Annotated in this window: 14 protein-coding genes; 12 read left to right on the top strand and 2 right to left on the bottom strand. The window is 70.0% G+C overall.

Going from position 1 to position 16,158, the window contains the following annotated elements; all coding sequences use genetic code 11:
- Window positions 1-5 precede the first annotated feature (5 nt).
- The 3 genes from cysW to IB242_RS11340 all read left to right on the top strand — a co-directional run bounded on the left by cysW (window position 6) and on the right by IB242_RS11340 (window position 2,847).
- Entirely contained in the window at window positions 6-914 is a 909-nt protein-coding gene (cysW, locus tag IB242_RS11350; protein ID WP_343237138.1) for a sulfate ABC transporter permease subunit CysW, read from the top strand.
- 14 nt (window positions 915-928) lie between these two features.
- Window positions 929-1,963 carry a sulfate/molybdate ABC transporter ATP-binding protein gene (locus IB242_RS11345; RefSeq protein WP_192279343.1) on the top strand — a complete coding sequence of 345 codons (1,035 nt, stop codon included), beginning with the start codon at window positions 929-931 and terminating at the stop codon, window positions 1,961-1,963.
- Window positions 1,964-2,145: 182 nt separating this feature from the next.
- On the top strand, window positions 2,146-2,847 hold the full coding sequence (locus IB242_RS11340; protein WP_192279341.1) for a TorF family putative porin: 702 nt from the start codon (window positions 2,146-2,148) through the stop codon (window positions 2,845-2,847).
- Between the two features lie 106 nt (window positions 2,848-2,953).
- Here IB242_RS11340 and tdh read toward each other — a convergent pair whose 3' ends face one another.
- The gene (tdh, locus tag IB242_RS11335; protein ID WP_192279338.1) at window positions 2,954-3,988 is read right to left on the bottom strand and encodes an L-threonine 3-dehydrogenase; all 1,035 of its coding nucleotides are present in this window, start codon (window positions 3,986-3,988) and stop codon (window positions 2,954-2,956) included.
- Between the two features lie 153 nt (window positions 3,989-4,141).
- On the opposite strand from tdh, the gene IB242_RS11330 reads away from it, so the two are divergent.
- The 9 genes from IB242_RS11330 to IB242_RS11290 all read left to right on the top strand — a co-directional run bounded on the left by IB242_RS11330 (window position 4,142) and on the right by IB242_RS11290 (window position 14,238).
- Entirely contained in the window at window positions 4,142-6,301 is a 2,160-nt protein-coding gene (locus IB242_RS11330; RefSeq protein ID WP_192279336.1) for a S46 family peptidase, read from the top strand.
- Between the two features lie 108 nt (window positions 6,302-6,409).
- Window positions 6,410-7,054 (top strand): histidine phosphatase family protein, encoded by a 645-nt coding sequence (locus tag IB242_RS11325; RefSeq protein ID WP_192279334.1) that lies wholly within the window; start codon window positions 6,410-6,412, stop codon window positions 7,052-7,054.
- Window positions 7,055-7,182: 128 nt separating this feature from the next.
- Entirely contained in the window at window positions 7,183-8,250 is a 1,068-nt protein-coding gene (locus IB242_RS11320) for a sensor domain-containing diguanylate cyclase (RefSeq protein WP_192279332.1), read from the top strand.
- 34 nt (window positions 8,251-8,284) lie between these two features.
- Window positions 8,285-9,556: a bifunctional tetrahydrofolate synthase/dihydrofolate synthase gene (gene folC, locus IB242_RS11315; RefSeq protein WP_192279325.1), complete on the top strand. Its 1,272-nt coding sequence runs from the start codon at window positions 8,285-8,287 to the stop codon at window positions 9,554-9,556.
- A gap of 64 nt (window positions 9,557-9,620) precedes the next feature.
- On the top strand, window positions 9,621-10,664 hold the full coding sequence (locus IB242_RS11310) for an SPOR domain-containing protein (protein WP_192279323.1): 1,044 nt from the start codon (window positions 9,621-9,623) through the stop codon (window positions 10,662-10,664).
- A gap of 28 nt (window positions 10,665-10,692) precedes the next feature.
- Entirely contained in the window at window positions 10,693-11,334 is a 642-nt protein-coding gene (locus IB242_RS11305; protein WP_192279321.1) for a CvpA family protein, read from the top strand.
- Window positions 11,335-11,355: 21 nt separating this feature from the next.
- Window positions 11,356-12,828, top strand: a complete 1,473-nt coding sequence (gene purF, locus IB242_RS11300) for an amidophosphoribosyltransferase (protein ID WP_192279319.1) — start codon at window positions 11,356-11,358, stop codon at window positions 12,826-12,828.
- 52 nt (window positions 12,829-12,880) lie between these two features.
- On the top strand, window positions 12,881-13,426 hold the full coding sequence (locus tag IB242_RS11295) for a hypothetical protein (RefSeq protein WP_192279317.1): 546 nt from the start codon (window positions 12,881-12,883) through the stop codon (window positions 13,424-13,426).
- On the top strand, window positions 13,423-14,238 hold the full coding sequence (locus tag IB242_RS11290) for a ferritin-like domain-containing protein (RefSeq protein WP_192279315.1): 816 nt from the start codon (window positions 13,423-13,425) through the stop codon (window positions 14,236-14,238). The genes IB242_RS11295 and IB242_RS11290 overlap by 4 nt, the downstream gene beginning before the upstream one ends.
- Window positions 14,239-14,275: 37 nt before the next feature.
- Here the strand turns inward: IB242_RS11290 and IB242_RS11285 are convergent.
- A partial coding sequence (locus IB242_RS11285; protein ID WP_192279313.1) for a tetratricopeptide repeat-containing protein kinase family protein occupies window positions 14,276-16,158 on the bottom strand: 1,883 nt, incomplete at its 5' end.

The raw sequence follows: 16,158 nt of genomic DNA, 5'->3' as shown, positions 1-16,158 counted from the left end.
GTGACGTGCCGGACACGCGTGCCCGCGCCGCGACCGCCTCGCCGACCACCGAGCCGCGCTGGGTGCAGTGGCTGATGATCGGCGGCGCGCTGGCGTTCCTGCTGGCGTTCCTGCTGCTGCCGCTGGTGCTGGTGTTCGCCGAGGCGCTGCGCGGCGGCTGGCAGACCTTCCTGCGCGCGGTCACCGATCCCGACGCGCTGGCGGCGATCCGGCTGACCTTGCTGGTCACCGCGATCGTGATCCCGCTCAACCTGGTGTTCGGCGTCGCCGCGGCGTGGGCGGTCAGCAAGCACCAGTTCCCCGGCAAGCGCGTGCTGGTCACCCTGATCGACCTGCCGTTCTCGGTCTCGCCGGTGGTGGCCGGCCTGGTGTTCATCCTGATCTTCGGCCGCGGCGGCTGGCTGTGGCCGGCGATCGAGGACGGCTGGATCCTGCAGCTGCCGCTGCTGGGCGAGACGCTGGTGCAGCTGCCGCGGGTGGTGTTCGCGCTGCCCGGCATCGTGCTGGCCACGACCTTCGTCACCTTCCCGTTCATCGCGCGCGAACTGATGCCGCTGATGGAGCAGCAGGGCAGCGACGAGGAACTGGCTGCGCTCAGCCTGGGCGCCAGCGGCTGGCAGACCTTCTGGCGGGTCACCCTGCCCAACATCCGCTGGGGCCTGCTGTACGGCGTGCTGCTGTGCGGCGCGCGTGCGATGGGCGAGTTCGGCGCGGTGTCGGTGGTGTCGGGTCACATCCGCGGGCGCACCAACACGCTGCCGCTGCACGTGGAGATCCTCTACAACGAGTACGCCTACAGCGCGGCGTTCGCCTGCGCCTCGCTGCTGGCGCTGAGCGCGCTGGTCACGCTGGCGGTCAAGACCTACCTGGAATGGCGGCACGGCGAATCGCTGGCCGCCAGCCACCGGCACTGAACGAGGAGACGCGGATGGAAATCCGGATCGAGGGCCTGCGGAAACACTTCGGCGCATTCGCCGCGCTGGACGACATCGACCTGCAGATCCGCGAAGGCGAACTGCTGGCGCTGCTGGGGCCGTCCGGCTCGGGCAAGACCACGCTGCTGCGGGTGATCGCCGGACTCGAGCACGCCGATGCCGGGCGCGTGCTGTTCGGTGGCGAGGACGCGTCGCGGCTGGCGGTGCAGGACCGGCGCGTGGGCTTCGTGTTCCAGCATTACGCGCTGTTCCGTCACATGACGGTGGCCGACAACATCGGTTTCGGGCTCAAGGTCCGCCGCGGCCAGGCGCGCTGGCCGAAGGCCAGGATCGACGCGCGGGTGGAGGAGCTGCTGTCGCTGGTCCAGCTGCAGGGGCTGGGCGGGCGCTACCCCAGCCAGCTCTCCGGCGGCCAGCGCCAGCGGGTGGCGCTGGCGCGTGCGCTGGCGATCGAGCCGCGCGTGCTGCTGCTGGACGAGCCGTTCGGCGCGCTCGACGCCCAGGTCCGGCGCGACCTGCGCACCTGGCTGCGGCAGCTGCACGAGCAGACCGGCCTGACCACGGTGTTCGTCACCCACGACCAGGAAGAGGCGCTGGAACTGGCGGACCGGGTCGCGATCCTCAACCAGGGCCGGATCGAGCAGCTGGCCACGCCAGCAGAGGCCTACGACCGGCCGGCGACGCCGTTCGTCTATTCCTTCGTCGGCGCGGTCAACCGGTTGCGTGGGCACCGCGACGGCGACCGCATCGACGTGGCCGGCCTCGGGCTGCCGGCGCCGGAGGGCGCGTCGGGCGCCGCGCTCGATGTCTACATCCGCCCCGAGGACCTGCATCCGGGCGAGGAGGGGTGGGCGAGCACGGTACTCGCGACCCAGCGCAGCGGGCCACGGCTGCGGCTGCGCGCGCGCCTTGACCACAGTGCCGAGGAGGTCGAGGTGGAGTTGCCGCTGGAGCTGGCGCAGCGGCACCCGGTCGGATCGCGGCTGGGGCTGGTGCCAGCGCGGTTCGGTGCGTTCCCCGCCGCCTGACCGGCGCGGAGAAGCCGCGCAGGGGTGAGTGGCCGGGCGCAGGAGGATAACGGGGGCGGCGTCCGGGACTTGACGCGGGGAAATGCTGCATCGCAGTATCGGTCTGGTTAATTAATTGTGAAACCGCGCCCCGCCACCGGTCGCGCGTCCAGGCCGTTGCACCCCACCAGGAGAGAACCCCGATGAAGGCAGTCAAGCTCGCCACCTCGCTCGCCGTCGCGCTGCTCGCGGCCGCTCCGTTCGCGTCCTTCGCGCAGGACGAGGAGACCCCGCTGATCAACTGGTCGATCGCGGCGACCTCCGATTACGTCTGGCGCGGCAGTTCGCAGTCCGACGAGAACCCGACCGGCCAGGTCGGCCTGACCTTCAACCTGCCGGCCGGCTTCTACGCCGGTGGCTGGGCCTCGGGCGTCGATTTCGGCGATGGCGATCCGGATTTCGAGGTCGACTACTACGTCGGCTACAACGTCGATTTCAGCGACTCGGTGAACTTCGACGTGATGCTCAACCGCTACACCTATCCGGGTGCGTCGGAGCTGAATTTCAACGAGCTGATTACCAAGACCACCTTCGTCGACACCTACAGCCTGACCGTGGCCTACGCCAACGACTTCGGCGGTTCGGATGCGAAGGCGTGGTACGTCAACGGCGGCGCCAGCTTCGGCCTGCCGCAGGATTTCAGCCTGGATCTGGGCGTCGGTCGCAGCCTGTTCGACGATGGGGTCGGCATGGAGGACTACACCGACTGGAGCGTCGGCGTCAGCCGCAGCTTCGGCATGGTCTCGGCGTCGCTGGGCTATGTCGGCACCGACGGCAACGGCCGCGACAACTTCGGCCGTCTGGCCGACGACCGCGTCGTGCTGACCCTCAGCGTCGGCAACTGATCGTCGTGCCGGTCGCGCTGCGGCCAGCAGAAACGCGAAAGCCCCGGCAGCGATGCCGGGGCTTTCGTCCATGTGGAGGCCGGCGTCGAGGCGATGCCGGCCCGCCTCAGTTCCAGCTCAGCACGACCTTGCCGGCCTTGCCCTGTTCCATCAGATCGAAGCCCTGCTGGAACTCGTCGATCGGCAGCTGATGGGTCAGCACCTTGCCCAGCGGGAAGCCGCTCAAAACAAGCTGCGTCATCTTGTACCAGGTCTCATACATCTTGCGGCCGTAGATGCCCTGCACGGTCAGGCCCTTGAAGATGATCTTGTCCCAGTCGCAGCCGGCGCCGCGCGGCATGATGCCGAGCATGGCGATCTTGCCGCCGTGGTACATGCAGTCGAGCATGTCGTTGAACGCGCGCGGGTTGCCGCTCATCTCCAGGCCGACGTCGAAACCTTCCATGTGCAGGTCGGCCATCACGTCCTTGAGCGACTGGTTGGCGACGTTGACCACGCGGGTGGCGCCCATGTCGGCGGCCAGCTTCAGGCGGAAGTCGTTGACGTCGGTGACCACCACGTTGCGCGCGCCGATGTGCTTGCAGATGCCGGCAGCGATGATCCCGATCGGACCGGCGCCGGTGATCAGCACGTCCTCGCCGATCACGTCGAACTCCAGCGCGCAGTGCGCGGCATTGCCATATGGGTCGAAGAAGGCGGCCAGTTCGGACGGGATCTGGTCCGGGATCGGCCACAGATTGCTGGCCGGCATCACCATGTACTCGGCGAAGGCGCCGTTGACGTTGACGCCGATGCCGACCGTGTTCGGGCACAGGTGCGGGCGGCCGCCACGGCAGTTGCGGCAGTGGCCGCAGACGATGTGGCCTTCGGCCGAGACGCGCTGGCCGACCTTGTAGCCGGTCACGCCCGGGCCGAGCTCGGCGACGCGGCCGACGAACTCGTGGCCGATGGTCAGGCCGGGCCTGATGGTCCGCTGGCTCCATTCGTCCCACAGGTAGATGTGCAGGTCGGTGCCGCAGATCGCGGTCTTCTCCAGCTTGATCAGGACCTCGTTCGGGCCCGGCACCGGCACCGGCACCTGCTCCAGCCAGATGCCCTTGGCGGCTTCGCGCTTGACCAGCGCCTTCATGGTTCGGGACATCGCGGGGCCGCCTTTCGCTGTGGAAGGCACGCATTATAAGGAGGTTGCGGTCGAAACCATTGCCGCGGACGCGCCCGGTAGGCCATCGGTCATGCGGCACCGGCAGGCGGCGACTGGCTAGAATCGGGGATCCTTTCAGCTGGAACCGTCTCCATGCGCCTGCGCCTGCTCACCGCCTCCGTCCTGGCCGCCCTGGCCGTCGCTCCCGCCGCGCTGGCAGGCGAGGGCATGTGGGTGCCGCAGCAGCTGCCGGAGATCGCCGGGCCGCTGAAGCAGGCGGGGCTGAAGCTGTCTCCGCAGCAGCTGGCCGACCTGACCGGCGACCCGATGGGCGCGGTGGTCGCGCTCGGCGGCTGCACCGCCAGCTTCGTGTCGCCGCAGGGCCTGGTGGTGACCAACCACCACTGCGCCTACGGTGCGATCCAGCTCAACTCCACGCCCGAGCACAACCTGATCCGCGATGGCTTCAACCCGGCCACGCCGGCCGACGAGGTCAGCGCCGGCCCGAATGCGCGCATCTACGTGCTCGACGACATCACCGACGTCACCGCGCAGGCCAATGCGGCGATGGCGGCGGCCGGCGACGACCCGCTGGCCCGCACCCGCGCGCTGGAGGCGTTCGACAAGGCCCAGGTCGCGGCCTGCGAGTCCGAGCCGGGCTTCCGCTGCCGCCTGTACAGCTTCTCCGGCGGCAACGCCTACCGCCTGTTCAAGAATCTGGAGATCCGCGACGTGCGTCTGGCCTATGCGCCTCCGGGCAGCGTCGGCAAGTACGGCGGCGACATCGACAACTGGATGTGGCCGCGCCACACCGGCGACTTCGCGTTCTACCGCGCCTATGTCGACCGCGACGGCAAGCCGGCGGCGTTCGCGGCCGACAACGTGCCGTACCGGCCGAAGCACTGGCTGCGCTTCGCCGACAAGCCGCTGGGCGAGGGCGACTTCGTGATGGCCGCCGGCTACCCGGGCCGTACCAGCCGCTACGCGCTGGCGGCCGAGTTCGACGACACCGCCAGCTGGGCCTATCCGACCATCGCCCGCCATTACCGCGCGGTGATCGGCCTGATCGAGGCCGCCGGCAAGGCCGACCCGCAGGTGCAGGTGAAGTACGCCAACACGATGGCCGGCCTCAACAACACCGCCAAGAACTACGAAGGCCAGCTGGAAGGCTTCAAGCGCATCGATGCCGCCGGGCAGAAGCGTGCCGAGGAGGCCGCGGTGCTGGCCTGGCTGCGCGGGCGGGGCGATGCCGGCGCGCAGGCGCTGGCCGCGCACCAGACGCTGCTGACGCAGGCCGAGCGTGGCCGCCAGACCCGCGACCGCGATCTGGTCCTGGCGCAGTTCAACACCACCGGTGCGATCGGTGCGGCCGTGCAGCTGTACCGCCTGTCGATCGAACGCGCCAAGCCCGATGCCGAGCGCGAGTCGGGCTACCAGCAGCGTGACCTGCCCGGCATCGAGGGCGGCCTGAAGCAGATGGAGCGCCGCTACGTCGCCTCGATGGACCGCCAGCTGCAGCAGTACTGGCTGCAGCAGTATGTCGCGCTGCCGGCGCAGCAGCGCGTGGCCGCGGTCGACACCTGGCTGGGCACTGGCGATGCCGCGGTCAAGCGTGCGCTGGACCGTCTGGCGAAGACCGGCCTGGGCAGCACCGAAGAGCGGCTGAAGTGGTTCAACGCCGACCGTACGGCGTTCGAGGCCAGCACCGACCCGGCGATCCAGTACGCGGTGGCGGTGATGCCGACCCTGCTGCAGCTGGAAGAGCAGCGCAAGCGCGGCACCGGCGAGGACCTGCAGGCGCGTCCGCGCTTCCTGCAGGCGGTGGCCGACTACCGCCAGAGCCAGGGCCGCTTCGTCTACCCGGACGCCAACCTGTCGCTGCGCATCACCTTCGGCAACGTGATGGGCTACACGCCGAAGGACGGCGTGGCCTACACCCCGTTCACCACGCTCGAGGGCCTGGCGGCGAAGGACACCGGCGTCGAGCCGTTCGATGCGCCGAAGGCGCTGCTGGAGGCGGTCGCGGCCAAGCGTTACGGCGGGCTGGACGATGCGCGGATCGGCTCGGTGCCGGTCAACTTCCTGTCCGACCTGGACGTCACCGGCGGCAACTCCGGTTCGCCGGTGCTGGACGCCAACGGCCGTCTGGTCGGCCTGCTGTTCGACATGAACTGGGAGTCGGTCAGCTCCAACTGGGTGTTCGACCCGAAGATGACCCGCACCATCACCGTCGACAGCCGTTACGTGCAGTGGGTGATGCAGGAGGCCTACCCGGCGCCGCGGCTGCTCGAGGAGCTCGAGCTGACCCGCTGACGCTCCGGCTGGACGGCCGCCGCTGCCGTCCGCGAGCGGGTATGATGCGCAGCCCGCCGCACCGGTCAGGTGCGGCGGTTTCCCTCGCAACGACACGACACCCATCCGATGCGCATCCTGCTTGCCCGTCACGGCGAAACGCCGTGGAACGCCGAAGGCCGCTACCAGGGCCAGATCGACATTCCGCTGTCGCCGGTGGGCGAGGGCCAGGCGCGTGCGCTCGGCGAGCGCCTGGCCACGTTCGCGATCACCCGCGCGGTCGCCTCGCCGCTGTCGCGCGCACGCCGCACCGCCGAACTGGCGCTGGGCGAGACGCGTGCGGCGATGCTGACCCTGGACGCCGACGTGCAGGAGATCGCGCACGGCGAGTGGGAAGGGCTGCTGGCCAGCGAGATCCACGACAAGGATCCGGCCCGCCTGCGCGCCTGGCGCGAGGAGCCCGATACGGTGCTGATGCCCGGCGGCGAATCGCTGCGCCAGGTGCTCGACCGGTCCTGGCGTGGCCTGGTCCGCGCCACCGAGGGTCTGGGCGAGGACGACACCCTGCTGCTGGTCGCCCATGATGCGGTCAACCGCGTGCTGTTGTGCCGGATCCTGGGTCTGCCGATCGGCAAGCTGTGGACCTTCCGCCAGGCGCCGACCACGCTGAACCTGCTGGAAGGCCCGGACGTGGACCACCTCGAAGTGGTGCGCCTGAACGACTGCGCCCACCACACGCCGTTCTTCGGCGAAGCCAAGCACCGGGCGCTGTAAGGCGCTGCCGCCACCGGGCGTGAGCCCGGTCGGCCCGGCCGCCGTGCCGGCCTCCGCAGGACGCACGCATTCCCCGGCGCGCAGGCTCCGGTCATCCCGCCGCCTCTGTCGGCGCACGGTCCAGCGCCATGCCCGATTACCTCCCCAGCGCCACCGAACACCTGCAGCGCACCCGCCGCTTCGTGCAGTGGATCTACCCGATGCGGGTACTGGGCGTGACCCTGCTGGCGCTGCCCGTCCTGTCGGTGATGGAGGAGCTCGATTCCCCGCCGCTGTTCTGGGTGGCGGCCGCGTTCAACGTGCTGGTGTGGCCGCACCTGGCGTTCCTGCTGGCGCGGCGCTCCCGCGACCCGCGCCGGACCGAGTTGCGCAGCCTGGTGATCGATACCGCCTTCGGTGGCTTCTGGATCGCGGTGGTGCACGTCAGCGCGATGCCGACCGCGGCGATGGCCGCGATTTTCGCCGCCGACCGGGTCGCGGCCGGCGGCTGGCGCCTGCTGTCCCGTGCGGCGCTGGCCCTGCTGCTGGCGTTCCTGGTGACCTGGCTGGCGCTCGGCCAGCCGTTCCAGCCGCAGACCTCGGCCCGCACGATGCTGCTGTCGATCCCGGCGATCTTCGTCTACATGCTGGCGCTGAGCCATGTGAACCACCGCATGGCGCGGCGCATCGCCGAGCAGAACCGCGCGCTGGACCGGCTGTCGCGGATCGATCCGGGCGTGGACCTGCCGAACCGGCGCTTCTTCAACCTGCGCGGCGGCGAGCTGCTGGCCGCGTCGAGGCGTGACGGCACGCCGCTCAGCCTGATGCTGCTGGACATCGACCTGTTCAAACAGATCAACGACCGCTTCGGGCACGCGGCCGGTGACGCGGTGCTGGCCCGGCTCGCCGCACTGCTGCGCGCGCATGCCGGTGCGGACGGATTCGCCGCGCGCATCGGCGGCGACGAATTCGTGCTGCTGCTGCCGCTGGTCGAGGAGGAGGCCGGTCGCGTCGCGCGCGCCCTGCAGCGCGATGCCGCCGCGCTGGCGCTGCCCGGCTGCGATGGCTGGCAGCTGGGGATCAGCATCGGTGTCGCCGGGCTGCAATCCGCGCACGTCGACCTGCAGGCCTGGATGGCCGCCGCCGACCATGCGCTGTACCTGGCCAAGGCCGCGGCCGGCCGGCGCGACCCTGCCGCGGATGCGGTGCTGCCCTGATAATGCCGGGCCACGTACACCGATCGATGCCGTCATGACCCTGCCGACGACCCTTGCCGACTGGCTGGCCCATATCGAACGCCAGCATCCCAGCGCGATCGCGATGGGCCTGGAGCGCGTGCGCGAGGTCGCCGACCGGCTCGGCATCGGCCGCCCGGCGCGCCAGGTCATCACCGTCGCCGGCACCAACGGCAAGGGCTCCACCGTGGCCTTCATCGAGGCGATCGCCCGCGCCGGTGGCTGGACCGTCGGCGCGTACACCTCGCCGCACCTGCAGCGCTACAACGAGCGCGTGCGCATCGATGGCGAGGAGGCCGGGGACGCGGCGCTGGTCGAAGCCTTCGCCGCGGTCGAAGCGGCGCGCGGTGCGACTGCGCTGACCTATTTCGAGTACGGCACGCTGGCCGCGCTGTGGCTGTTCCAGCGCGCCGACCTGGATCTGGCCGTGCTTGAGGTCGGCCTGGGCGGCCGGCTGGATGCGGTCAACGTGGTCGACCCGGACGTGGCGGTGATCACCACGGTCGACATCGACCACACCGACTGGCTGGGCAGCGACCGCGAGGCCATCGGCGCCGAGAAGGCCGGCATCGCGCGGCCGTGGAAGCCGCTGGTGCTGGGCGAGATCGATTCGCCCTCCAGCGTGCTGCGCCGCGCCTACCTGATCGGCGCCAATGCACTGCGCCTGGGCAGCGATTTCTTCCATGAGCCCGTCGACGACGGCCACTGGCGCTGGCGCGAGGTCGGTGCCGAACTGCTGCTGCCGATGCCGCGCCTGCGCGCGCCGGTGCAGCGCGCCAATGCCGCCACCGCGATCGCCGCGCTGCGTGCGCTGGAGACGCCGCTGCCGGAGCAGGCCTTCGCGCAGGGCGTCGCCACCGCCTCGCTGCCGGGCAGGCTGCAGCAGGTCGAGCGCGACGGAGTGGCGGTGCTGGTCGACGTGGGCCACAACCCGCAGGCCGCCCGCGAACTGGCGGCGTGGCTGGCGCAGCAGCCGGGCGAGGGCAGGACGGTGGCGGTGTTCGCCGCGCTGGCCGACAAGGATGCCGAAGCGGTGGTGCAGGCGCTCGCACCGCAGGTCGCACGCTGGCATCTGGCCGGGCTTGCCGACGCCGCGCGCGGACAGGACGCCGATGCGCTGGCCGCCCGCCTGGCCGCCACCGCGGCCGGTGGCGGCGAGCGGCATCCGGACGTGCGCAGCGCGCTGGACGCGGCCCTGGCCGCCGCCGAACCTGGCGACCGGGTCCTGGTGTTCGGCTCGTTCCACACCGCCGCCGCCGCGCTGGACGCCCTGCATTCAGTTCGATGACGGCGAGGCGCTGAATGCGCGCCCTATAATCGCTCTGCCTTCCCCGCCCCTGTCGCGAGCGCCTGTGGATACCACTCTCAAACAACGCCTGATCGGTGCGGTCGTGCTGGTCGCGCTGGCCGTGATCTTCCTGCCGATGCTGGTCCAGGGCCCCGCGCCGGACAGCGGTGTGGCCGACGTGTCCACGCGCGTTCCGGATGCGCCGGGAGGCGAGTACGAGACCCGCGAACTGCCGATGCTGAGCGCGCCGGGCGACGCGCAGCCGGCGTCGGTCGCGGCCGCGCCGCAGCCGGCATCCGAGGCGCCTGCGCCGACACCGGCACAGCCGGCGCCCGCCGATCCGGCCGTGGCCGCCGGGCGCTGGGCGGTGAGCTTCGGCGCCTACGCCAGCAGCCGCGATGCCGATGCGGTGCTGTCGCGGCTGCGCCAGGCCGGCCTGGAGGGTTTCAGCGAACAGGCCACGCTCAACGGCCGCCAGGCATGGCGCGTCCGCGTTGGGCCGTACGACGACCGCGCCCAGGCCGAGGCCGGGCGGCTGCAGGCGGTGCGCATCCGCAACGACGTCAATGCGCAGGTGATCGCGCTGGATGCAGGCAACGCGGCCGCCCCGGCCCAGGCCTCGCCGGCGCCTGCCGCGACCACGGCCGCGGTGTCCACGCCGACGCCGGCACCCGCCAGCGCGGCGGCCGAGACCACGCCGTTGCGCCCGGAGCCGCAGGCCAGCGCTCCGGCCAGCACGACCCGCACCGCGACCACCGCCACGCCGCCACCGGCCACGCGGCCCGCCGCCACTCCGCCGCGGCCGGCGGAAGCACCGAAGCCCGCGCCTGCCGCGAGCACGCCCGCGCCGACGCAGGCTCCGGCCGCCACCAGCATCGGTTTTGCGGTGCAGATGGGCGCCTTCGCCAGCACGGCCGAGGCCAACGCGCTGCGCGACCGGCTCCGCTCGGGTGGCTTCAGCGCCATCGTGCAGCCGGTACGGACCGACAAGGGCACGCTGAACCGGGTCCGCGTCGGGCCGGTGTCGAGCCGGGCCGAGGCGGACCAGCTGAAGGCGCGTCTGGCGGCCGGCAGCTTCGGCGCCGGCATCGTCGTCAGCCACCCGTGACGACGGCCGGCTTCGCCGGCCACCGCCGATGAACACCATCGACCTGGTCCTGCTGGCCATCATCGGCGTGTCGGCGCTGCTGGGGACCCTGCGCGGCTTCGTCGGCGTGGTCGCCTCGGCGGTGACCTGGGTCGGCGCCGGCTGGGTCGCCTTCCACCATGGCGCCGACCTGGCGTTCTGGTTCAGCGACGACGGCCAGCCGGGCGCGACCGACCTGCTGGGCGGCTACGTGGCCGCCTTCGTCGGCGTGGTCGTGGTGGTGTCCCTGGTCAGCTGGAGCCTGCGCAGGGTGCTGCACTCGATCGGCCTGTCCGGCGTGGACCGGATGCTGGGTTTCGCGATCGGCACCCTGCGCGGCGGCTTCATCGCCTGCGTGGTGGTGCTGCTGATGGCGTTCAGCACGCTGCCGCGCGAACCGTCCTGGAAGGAATCGGCGCTGCTGCCGCTGCTGACTCCGGGCGCGCAGTGGATGAGCCTGTGGCTGCCGGAGTGGGCGGCGGGGCAACTGGACTTTGGCAACGGTGCGGCGGCAGGGGATAATGGCGCCTCGCATCTGGCAGGCGCGATGATCGGCACGATCGTCGACGGCCTGCCGTCCCCGCTGGAAGGGGACGAACCCACCACTACGGGCGACGAGACCGAACCGTCTCCGCCCAACCCCGGTCAATGACCGCTGCGGAGTACCCGGATCATGTGTGGCATCGTCGGTATCGTCGGCAACGAAAACGTCGCCGGGCAACTCTATGACGGCCTGACCGTCCTCCAGCACCGCGGCCAGGACGCCGCCGGCATCGCCACCGCCGACGGCACCCGCCTGCGCGTGCAGAAGGCCAACGGTCTGGTCCGCGACGTGTTCGACGAGAAGCGTATGGGCGTGCTGGAAGGCCGCGTGGGCATCGCCCACTGCCGCTATCCGACCGCCGGTTCGGAAGGCATGGACGAGGCCCAGCCGTTCTACGTGAACTCGCCCTACGGCATCGCGCTGGCGCACAACGGCAACCTGATCAACACCGAGGCGCTGCGCCAGCAGGTGTTCGAAGCCGACCGCCGCAACATCAACACCGATTCGGACAGCGAGGTGCTGCTGAACGTGTTCGCGTTCGAGCTGGACGCGCAGCGCATGCTGACCCCGGAAGCGGCGATCCGCGCGGTGGCCGGCGTGCACCGCCGCTGCAAGGGCGGCTACGCGGTGGTCAGCGTGGTGCTGGGCCTGGGCCTGGTCGCGTTCCGCGACCCGCACGGCATCCGGCCGCTGGTGCTGGGCAAGCGCGCTGGCGTCGACGGCGGCCACGACGAGTACATCGTCGCCTCCGAATCCTCGGCGCTGGACATCCTCGGCTTCGAGCGCGTGCGCGACGTGCGCCCGGGCGAGGCGCTGGTGATCACCGCGCGCGGCGAGCTGTTCTCCGAGATCTGCGCCACCGAGACCACGCAGACCCCGTGCATCTTCGAGTACGTGTACTTCGCGCGGCCCGACTCGATGATCGACAACGTATCGGTGCACAAGGCGCGCCTGCGCATGGGCCAGAAGCTGGGCGAGAAGATCCTGCGCCTGCGCCCGGACCACGACATCGACACCATCATCCCGATCCCGGACACCTCGCGCGACGCCGCGCTGGAGATGTCCAACGTGCTCGGCGTGAAGTACCGGGAGGGCTTCGTCAAGAACCGCTACGTCGGCCGCACCTTCATCATGCCGGGGCAGGGCGAGCGGGTGAAGTCGGTGCGCCGCAAGCTCAACCCGATCCATCTGGAATTCCGCAACCGCGTGGTGCTGCTGGTCGACGACTCGATCGTGCGCGGTACCACCAGTCGCCAGATCGTGCAGATGGCGCGCGACGCCGGCGCACGCAAGGTCTATCTGGCCAGCGCCGCGCCGCCGGTGCGCCACCCGAACATCTACGGCATCGACATGCCGGCGGCCGAGGAACTGGTCGCCCATGGCCGCAGCGAGCAGGAGATCCAGGAGTTCCTGGGCTGCGACTGGCTGATCTATCAGGACCTGGAAGATCTTGAGACCGCGGTGCGCGACGGCAATCCGGAACTGAAGGAATTCGACTCCTCGTGCTTCGACGGCGACTACGTCACCGGCATCGAGAACGGCTACTTCGAGCGGATCCAGCAGCTGCGCTCGGACGAGGCCAAGCGCAAGCGCCGTGCCTGATACGCGGGAAAACCGCTGCGCCGTTGTGGCGCGGCGGGCCGCACTGGTGGCGATGACGCTGCTGGTCGCCGCCTGCGCGCGCGACGGCGCGGGAGCGCCGGTGCGCTCGCTCGACGATCCGCGCCTGCGCGACGGTGGCGTGCCGCACGCGCAGCAGACCGCGCTCGATTTCAACATGACACCCGACCAGCTGCGCCTGCTGGATCCGGCCTATCCGGTCGCTGGCGGCATGCCCCTGGCGATCGCCGGCGCCAACCGGATCGGCGAGGACCTCGTGCTGCTTCGCCTGCGCGGGCACCGCGAACCACGGTCGGCGTCGGGTGATGCGCCCGAGTGGAGCTATGCGGTCGACTGCCGCAGCGGCGAGGCGCGCCTGCTCGGGGCCGGCATCGGGATCGGCCGGGGCAATCCTTCCTCGCACGTACCAGCCGATGTTCCCGAACCGACCGAGGCCGAGCGCACGCCGGCGTTCGACCTGGTCTGCGGGCACCGGACCGACTGCGAATTCAACCAGCGCGGCAACCGCTGCGAGCAGGCGGTCGAGCGCTGGATCCAGGCGCAGGACGCCGCATCCGGCCGCGCGGAACCGGCACGATGAGCCTGGATCTGTACCGGGCCGCGCGCGCCTGTCTGGATGCGTCCGATCCGGCCGAGAAGGTCGCCTTGACCCAGCGCCATGCGGCTGCCTGGCGCAACGGCGAGCTGGACGTGCCGGCCGATGCACCGCGGCCCGAACCGATCCGCATGCCGGGCCGGCCGCCGCGGCCGCGGCTGGTGCATCCGCGCGATCTGCCCAAGCGCGGGCTCGGCAGCGTCGAGGGGCGCGCCGCCTTCATCCACGCCATCGCCCACATCGAACTCAACGCGATCGACCTGGGCTGGGATGCGGTCTACCGCTTTCGCGGCCTGCCGCGTGGCTTCATCGACGACTGGGTGATGGTCGCCGACGACGAGTCGCGCCATTTCTCGATGCTGCGCGACAGATTGCGCGCGCTCGGCCACGACTACGGTGATTTCGACGCCCACAACGGCCTGTGGGAAATGTGCGAGAAGACCGCACATGACGGGCTGGCGCGGATGGCCCTGGTCCCGCGGGTGCTGGAAGCGCGCGGCCTGGACGTGACACCGGGCATGATTGCCAAACTGACCTCGCTGGGCGACATCGACACCGTTGCCGTGCTTGAAGTCATCCTGCGCGAGGAGGTCGCGCATGTGGCGGCCGGTTCGCGCTGGTACCGCTGGTACTGCGAAGGCGCCGGCGTCGAACCGCGCGCGCGTTTCCGTGAGCTGCTGGCCGAGTACGCGCACGGTTACCTGCGCGGACCGTTCAACATCGAAGCGCGGCTGCTGGCCGGTTTCGACGAGGACGAACTGGCGAGCCTGGTCGCGCAGGCCGACGCGCCGCGCTGAGGTGCGGTTGGCACTTTTGAAGATCGAGTCCTGACAGTCACTTGGCTGGAATGAGGTCTCGGAGCTTTGCTGCCGAGTCCCTCCAGCGGGAGTCTGTAGGAAATCCATCGCGGTCGAGAAGATCATCGAAATCGTCGATGATCGCTTGCGCCGCGTTGGGGTCTTTCAGGGACATGTGCGTGCGGATCAGGCCTCTGGTCAGATTGTATTGCACGACGATGAACTCGCCGGTCGTGTCACCAAGCAGTCGTTTGGCCTGCTCGAAGCTGTCGAGTGCGGTTTCGGGCGAGGCGCCGCTGTCGAGAAGGATGTCGCCGCGCGTGGACAGCGCGAACGCCAGGTTGACCGTGTCGACACCGGGCGCCTGCAGTTTGCGCAGGCCCGGAAGCACGCTTTCGATGGCCTCCATCGCGGCCGCGTGTTGCCCCATGCGATTGAGTGTTACTGCCTGGTTCGTCGCCATCTGCAGGAACAACCGGTTGTCGGTGCCGAGTGCCTGACGCGCCATGTCCACGGATTTCGCCTGCCACTTCACCTGCTCCTCCCTCTTCTGTAGTCGCCCGTACCCGACTGCGATCTGATTGAGCAGGGTTGCTCTGCTGCCACTGATCTCCCCAAACAGGCGAACATGTCTGTCGTCGATTTCGTGGAGCAGGCGCACTCCTTCGGCTGGATTCTTCTCCATGACCAGCGTGGCATGGCGCTGCGCGTATTGCAGTCTGTTTTTGGCCGAAAGCCCGCTTTCCGATGTGATCTTCATGGCGTTCGCCATGGCTTCGATGGCCGCTTCGTTCTGGTTGAGGCGATTATGTGCCTGGCTGATGCCGAACCAGACATTCCCAAGCAGGTTGGCGGCCGTCCCGCTGTCGGTCGCGCGTTCCGATTCAATCAGCGGAATCAGGGTGCTGTACCCTTCGAGTGACTCTTCAGGAGTGTCGGCTCCCATCAGTGAAAGGTTGATCAGCTCACGTTCGCGAAGTCGCATCCATGCCAGCGGCTTCTTCTCGTTCTCTGGGAAAAGGGACATGCCGTTCCGCGCGACACTGAGTGCAACCTGGTTTTTTCCCGACATCTGGTGTGCGGTTGATATCTCTGTGATGACATCCGCCATGTCGTCGATGGAGGCGCCGCGCTCACGAAGATCCCGCAATGTGACTTCGAAAAGTGGCAGAGCGCTGCTTTCCATTCCAAGTGCACTGTAGGCATCCGCGATGGATAGCCTGAGACTGGTTCTCGTGGCTGGATCCAGATCCTTGCGATGCTCCAGCGCAACCGTGCTGGCGTCGAGGACCTCCCGTACCGTGATTCGATCACCGTCCTGTCCCGCATCCGGTGACGCCTTGGCGAACAACTCACGCATGAACTCCGACACCGCTTCGGCCTTGTTGCGCTCGGCCAGCACCTGTTCGAGCTGGCGCTCGCGCTGGACGGCGAAGCCGGCAGCGACGGCGATGACGCCCACGCCTGCGGCGATCACCCACCGCTGGCGGCGGACCAGGCGGCCGAGCCGGTACAGCGCATGGCCGCGGCGGGCGAGCACCGGGCGGTGCTGCAGGAAGCGACGGATGTCCTCGGCCATCGCGGCAACCGACGCGTAGCGTGCCTGCGGATCGCGGCGCAGCGCCTTGAGCACGATGGCATCGACGTCGGCCGGGATCCGCACCGGCGGCAGACGTGGAGTAGCGTCCTGCGCGCTGCCTGCACCTGCCACACCGCGGCGGGCACGCCTGCTTGGTGGTTCGATCGCACCGGACAGGATCGCCTCGCCGAGACGATGGCCGTCGAGCGCCTGATGCGGGCGCTGCCCGGCCAGCAGTTCGTACAGGACCACACCCAGCGCCCAGACGTCGGCGGCGGTGGTCAGCGGCGCGCCCTCGACCTGTTCGGGGCTGGCGTAGGCGGGCGTCAGGACCTGGGTGC

Source organism: Xanthomonas sp. XNM01, from assembly GCF_014851915.1.
GTDB lineage: Bacteria > Pseudomonadota > Gammaproteobacteria > Xanthomonadales > Xanthomonadaceae > Pseudoxanthomonas.
The sequence above is the reverse complement of the archived record's forward strand: the minus strand, read 5'-3'. Positions and strand labels throughout refer to the sequence as shown.

Excerpts from the sequence above, each read along its gene's own strand:
- IB242_RS11345 (WP_192279343.1), top strand. The coding sequence starts at position 929 with ATGGAAATCCGGATCGAGGGCCTGCGGAAACACTTCGGCGCATTCGCC.
- IB242_RS11340 (WP_192279341.1), top strand. The coding sequence starts at position 2,146 with ATGAAGGCAGTCAAGCTCGCCACCTCGCTCGCCGTCGCGCTGCTCGCG.
- tdh (WP_192279338.1), bottom strand. The coding sequence starts at position 3,988 with ATGTCCCGAACCATGAAGGCGCTGGTCAAGCGCGAAGCCGCCAAGGGC.
- IB242_RS11330 (WP_192279336.1), top strand. The coding sequence starts at position 4,142 with ATGCGCCTGCGCCTGCTCACCGCCTCCGTCCTGGCCGCCCTGGCCGTC.
- IB242_RS11325 (WP_192279334.1), top strand. The coding sequence starts at position 6,410 with ATGCGCATCCTGCTTGCCCGTCACGGCGAAACGCCGTGGAACGCCGAA.
- IB242_RS11320 (WP_192279332.1), top strand. The coding sequence starts at position 7,183 with ATGCCCGATTACCTCCCCAGCGCCACCGAACACCTGCAGCGCACCCGC.
- folC (WP_192279325.1), top strand. The coding sequence starts at position 8,285 with ATGACCCTGCCGACGACCCTTGCCGACTGGCTGGCCCATATCGAACGC.
- IB242_RS11305 (WP_192279321.1), top strand. The coding sequence starts at position 10,693 with ATGAACACCATCGACCTGGTCCTGCTGGCCATCATCGGCGTGTCGGCG.
- purF (WP_192279319.1), top strand. The coding sequence starts at position 11,356 with ATGTGTGGCATCGTCGGTATCGTCGGCAACGAAAACGTCGCCGGGCAA.
- IB242_RS11295 (WP_192279317.1), top strand. The coding sequence starts at position 12,881 with ATGACGCTGCTGGTCGCCGCCTGCGCGCGCGACGGCGCGGGAGCGCCG.
- IB242_RS11290 (WP_192279315.1), top strand. The coding sequence starts at position 13,423 with ATGAGCCTGGATCTGTACCGGGCCGCGCGCGCCTGTCTGGATGCGTCC.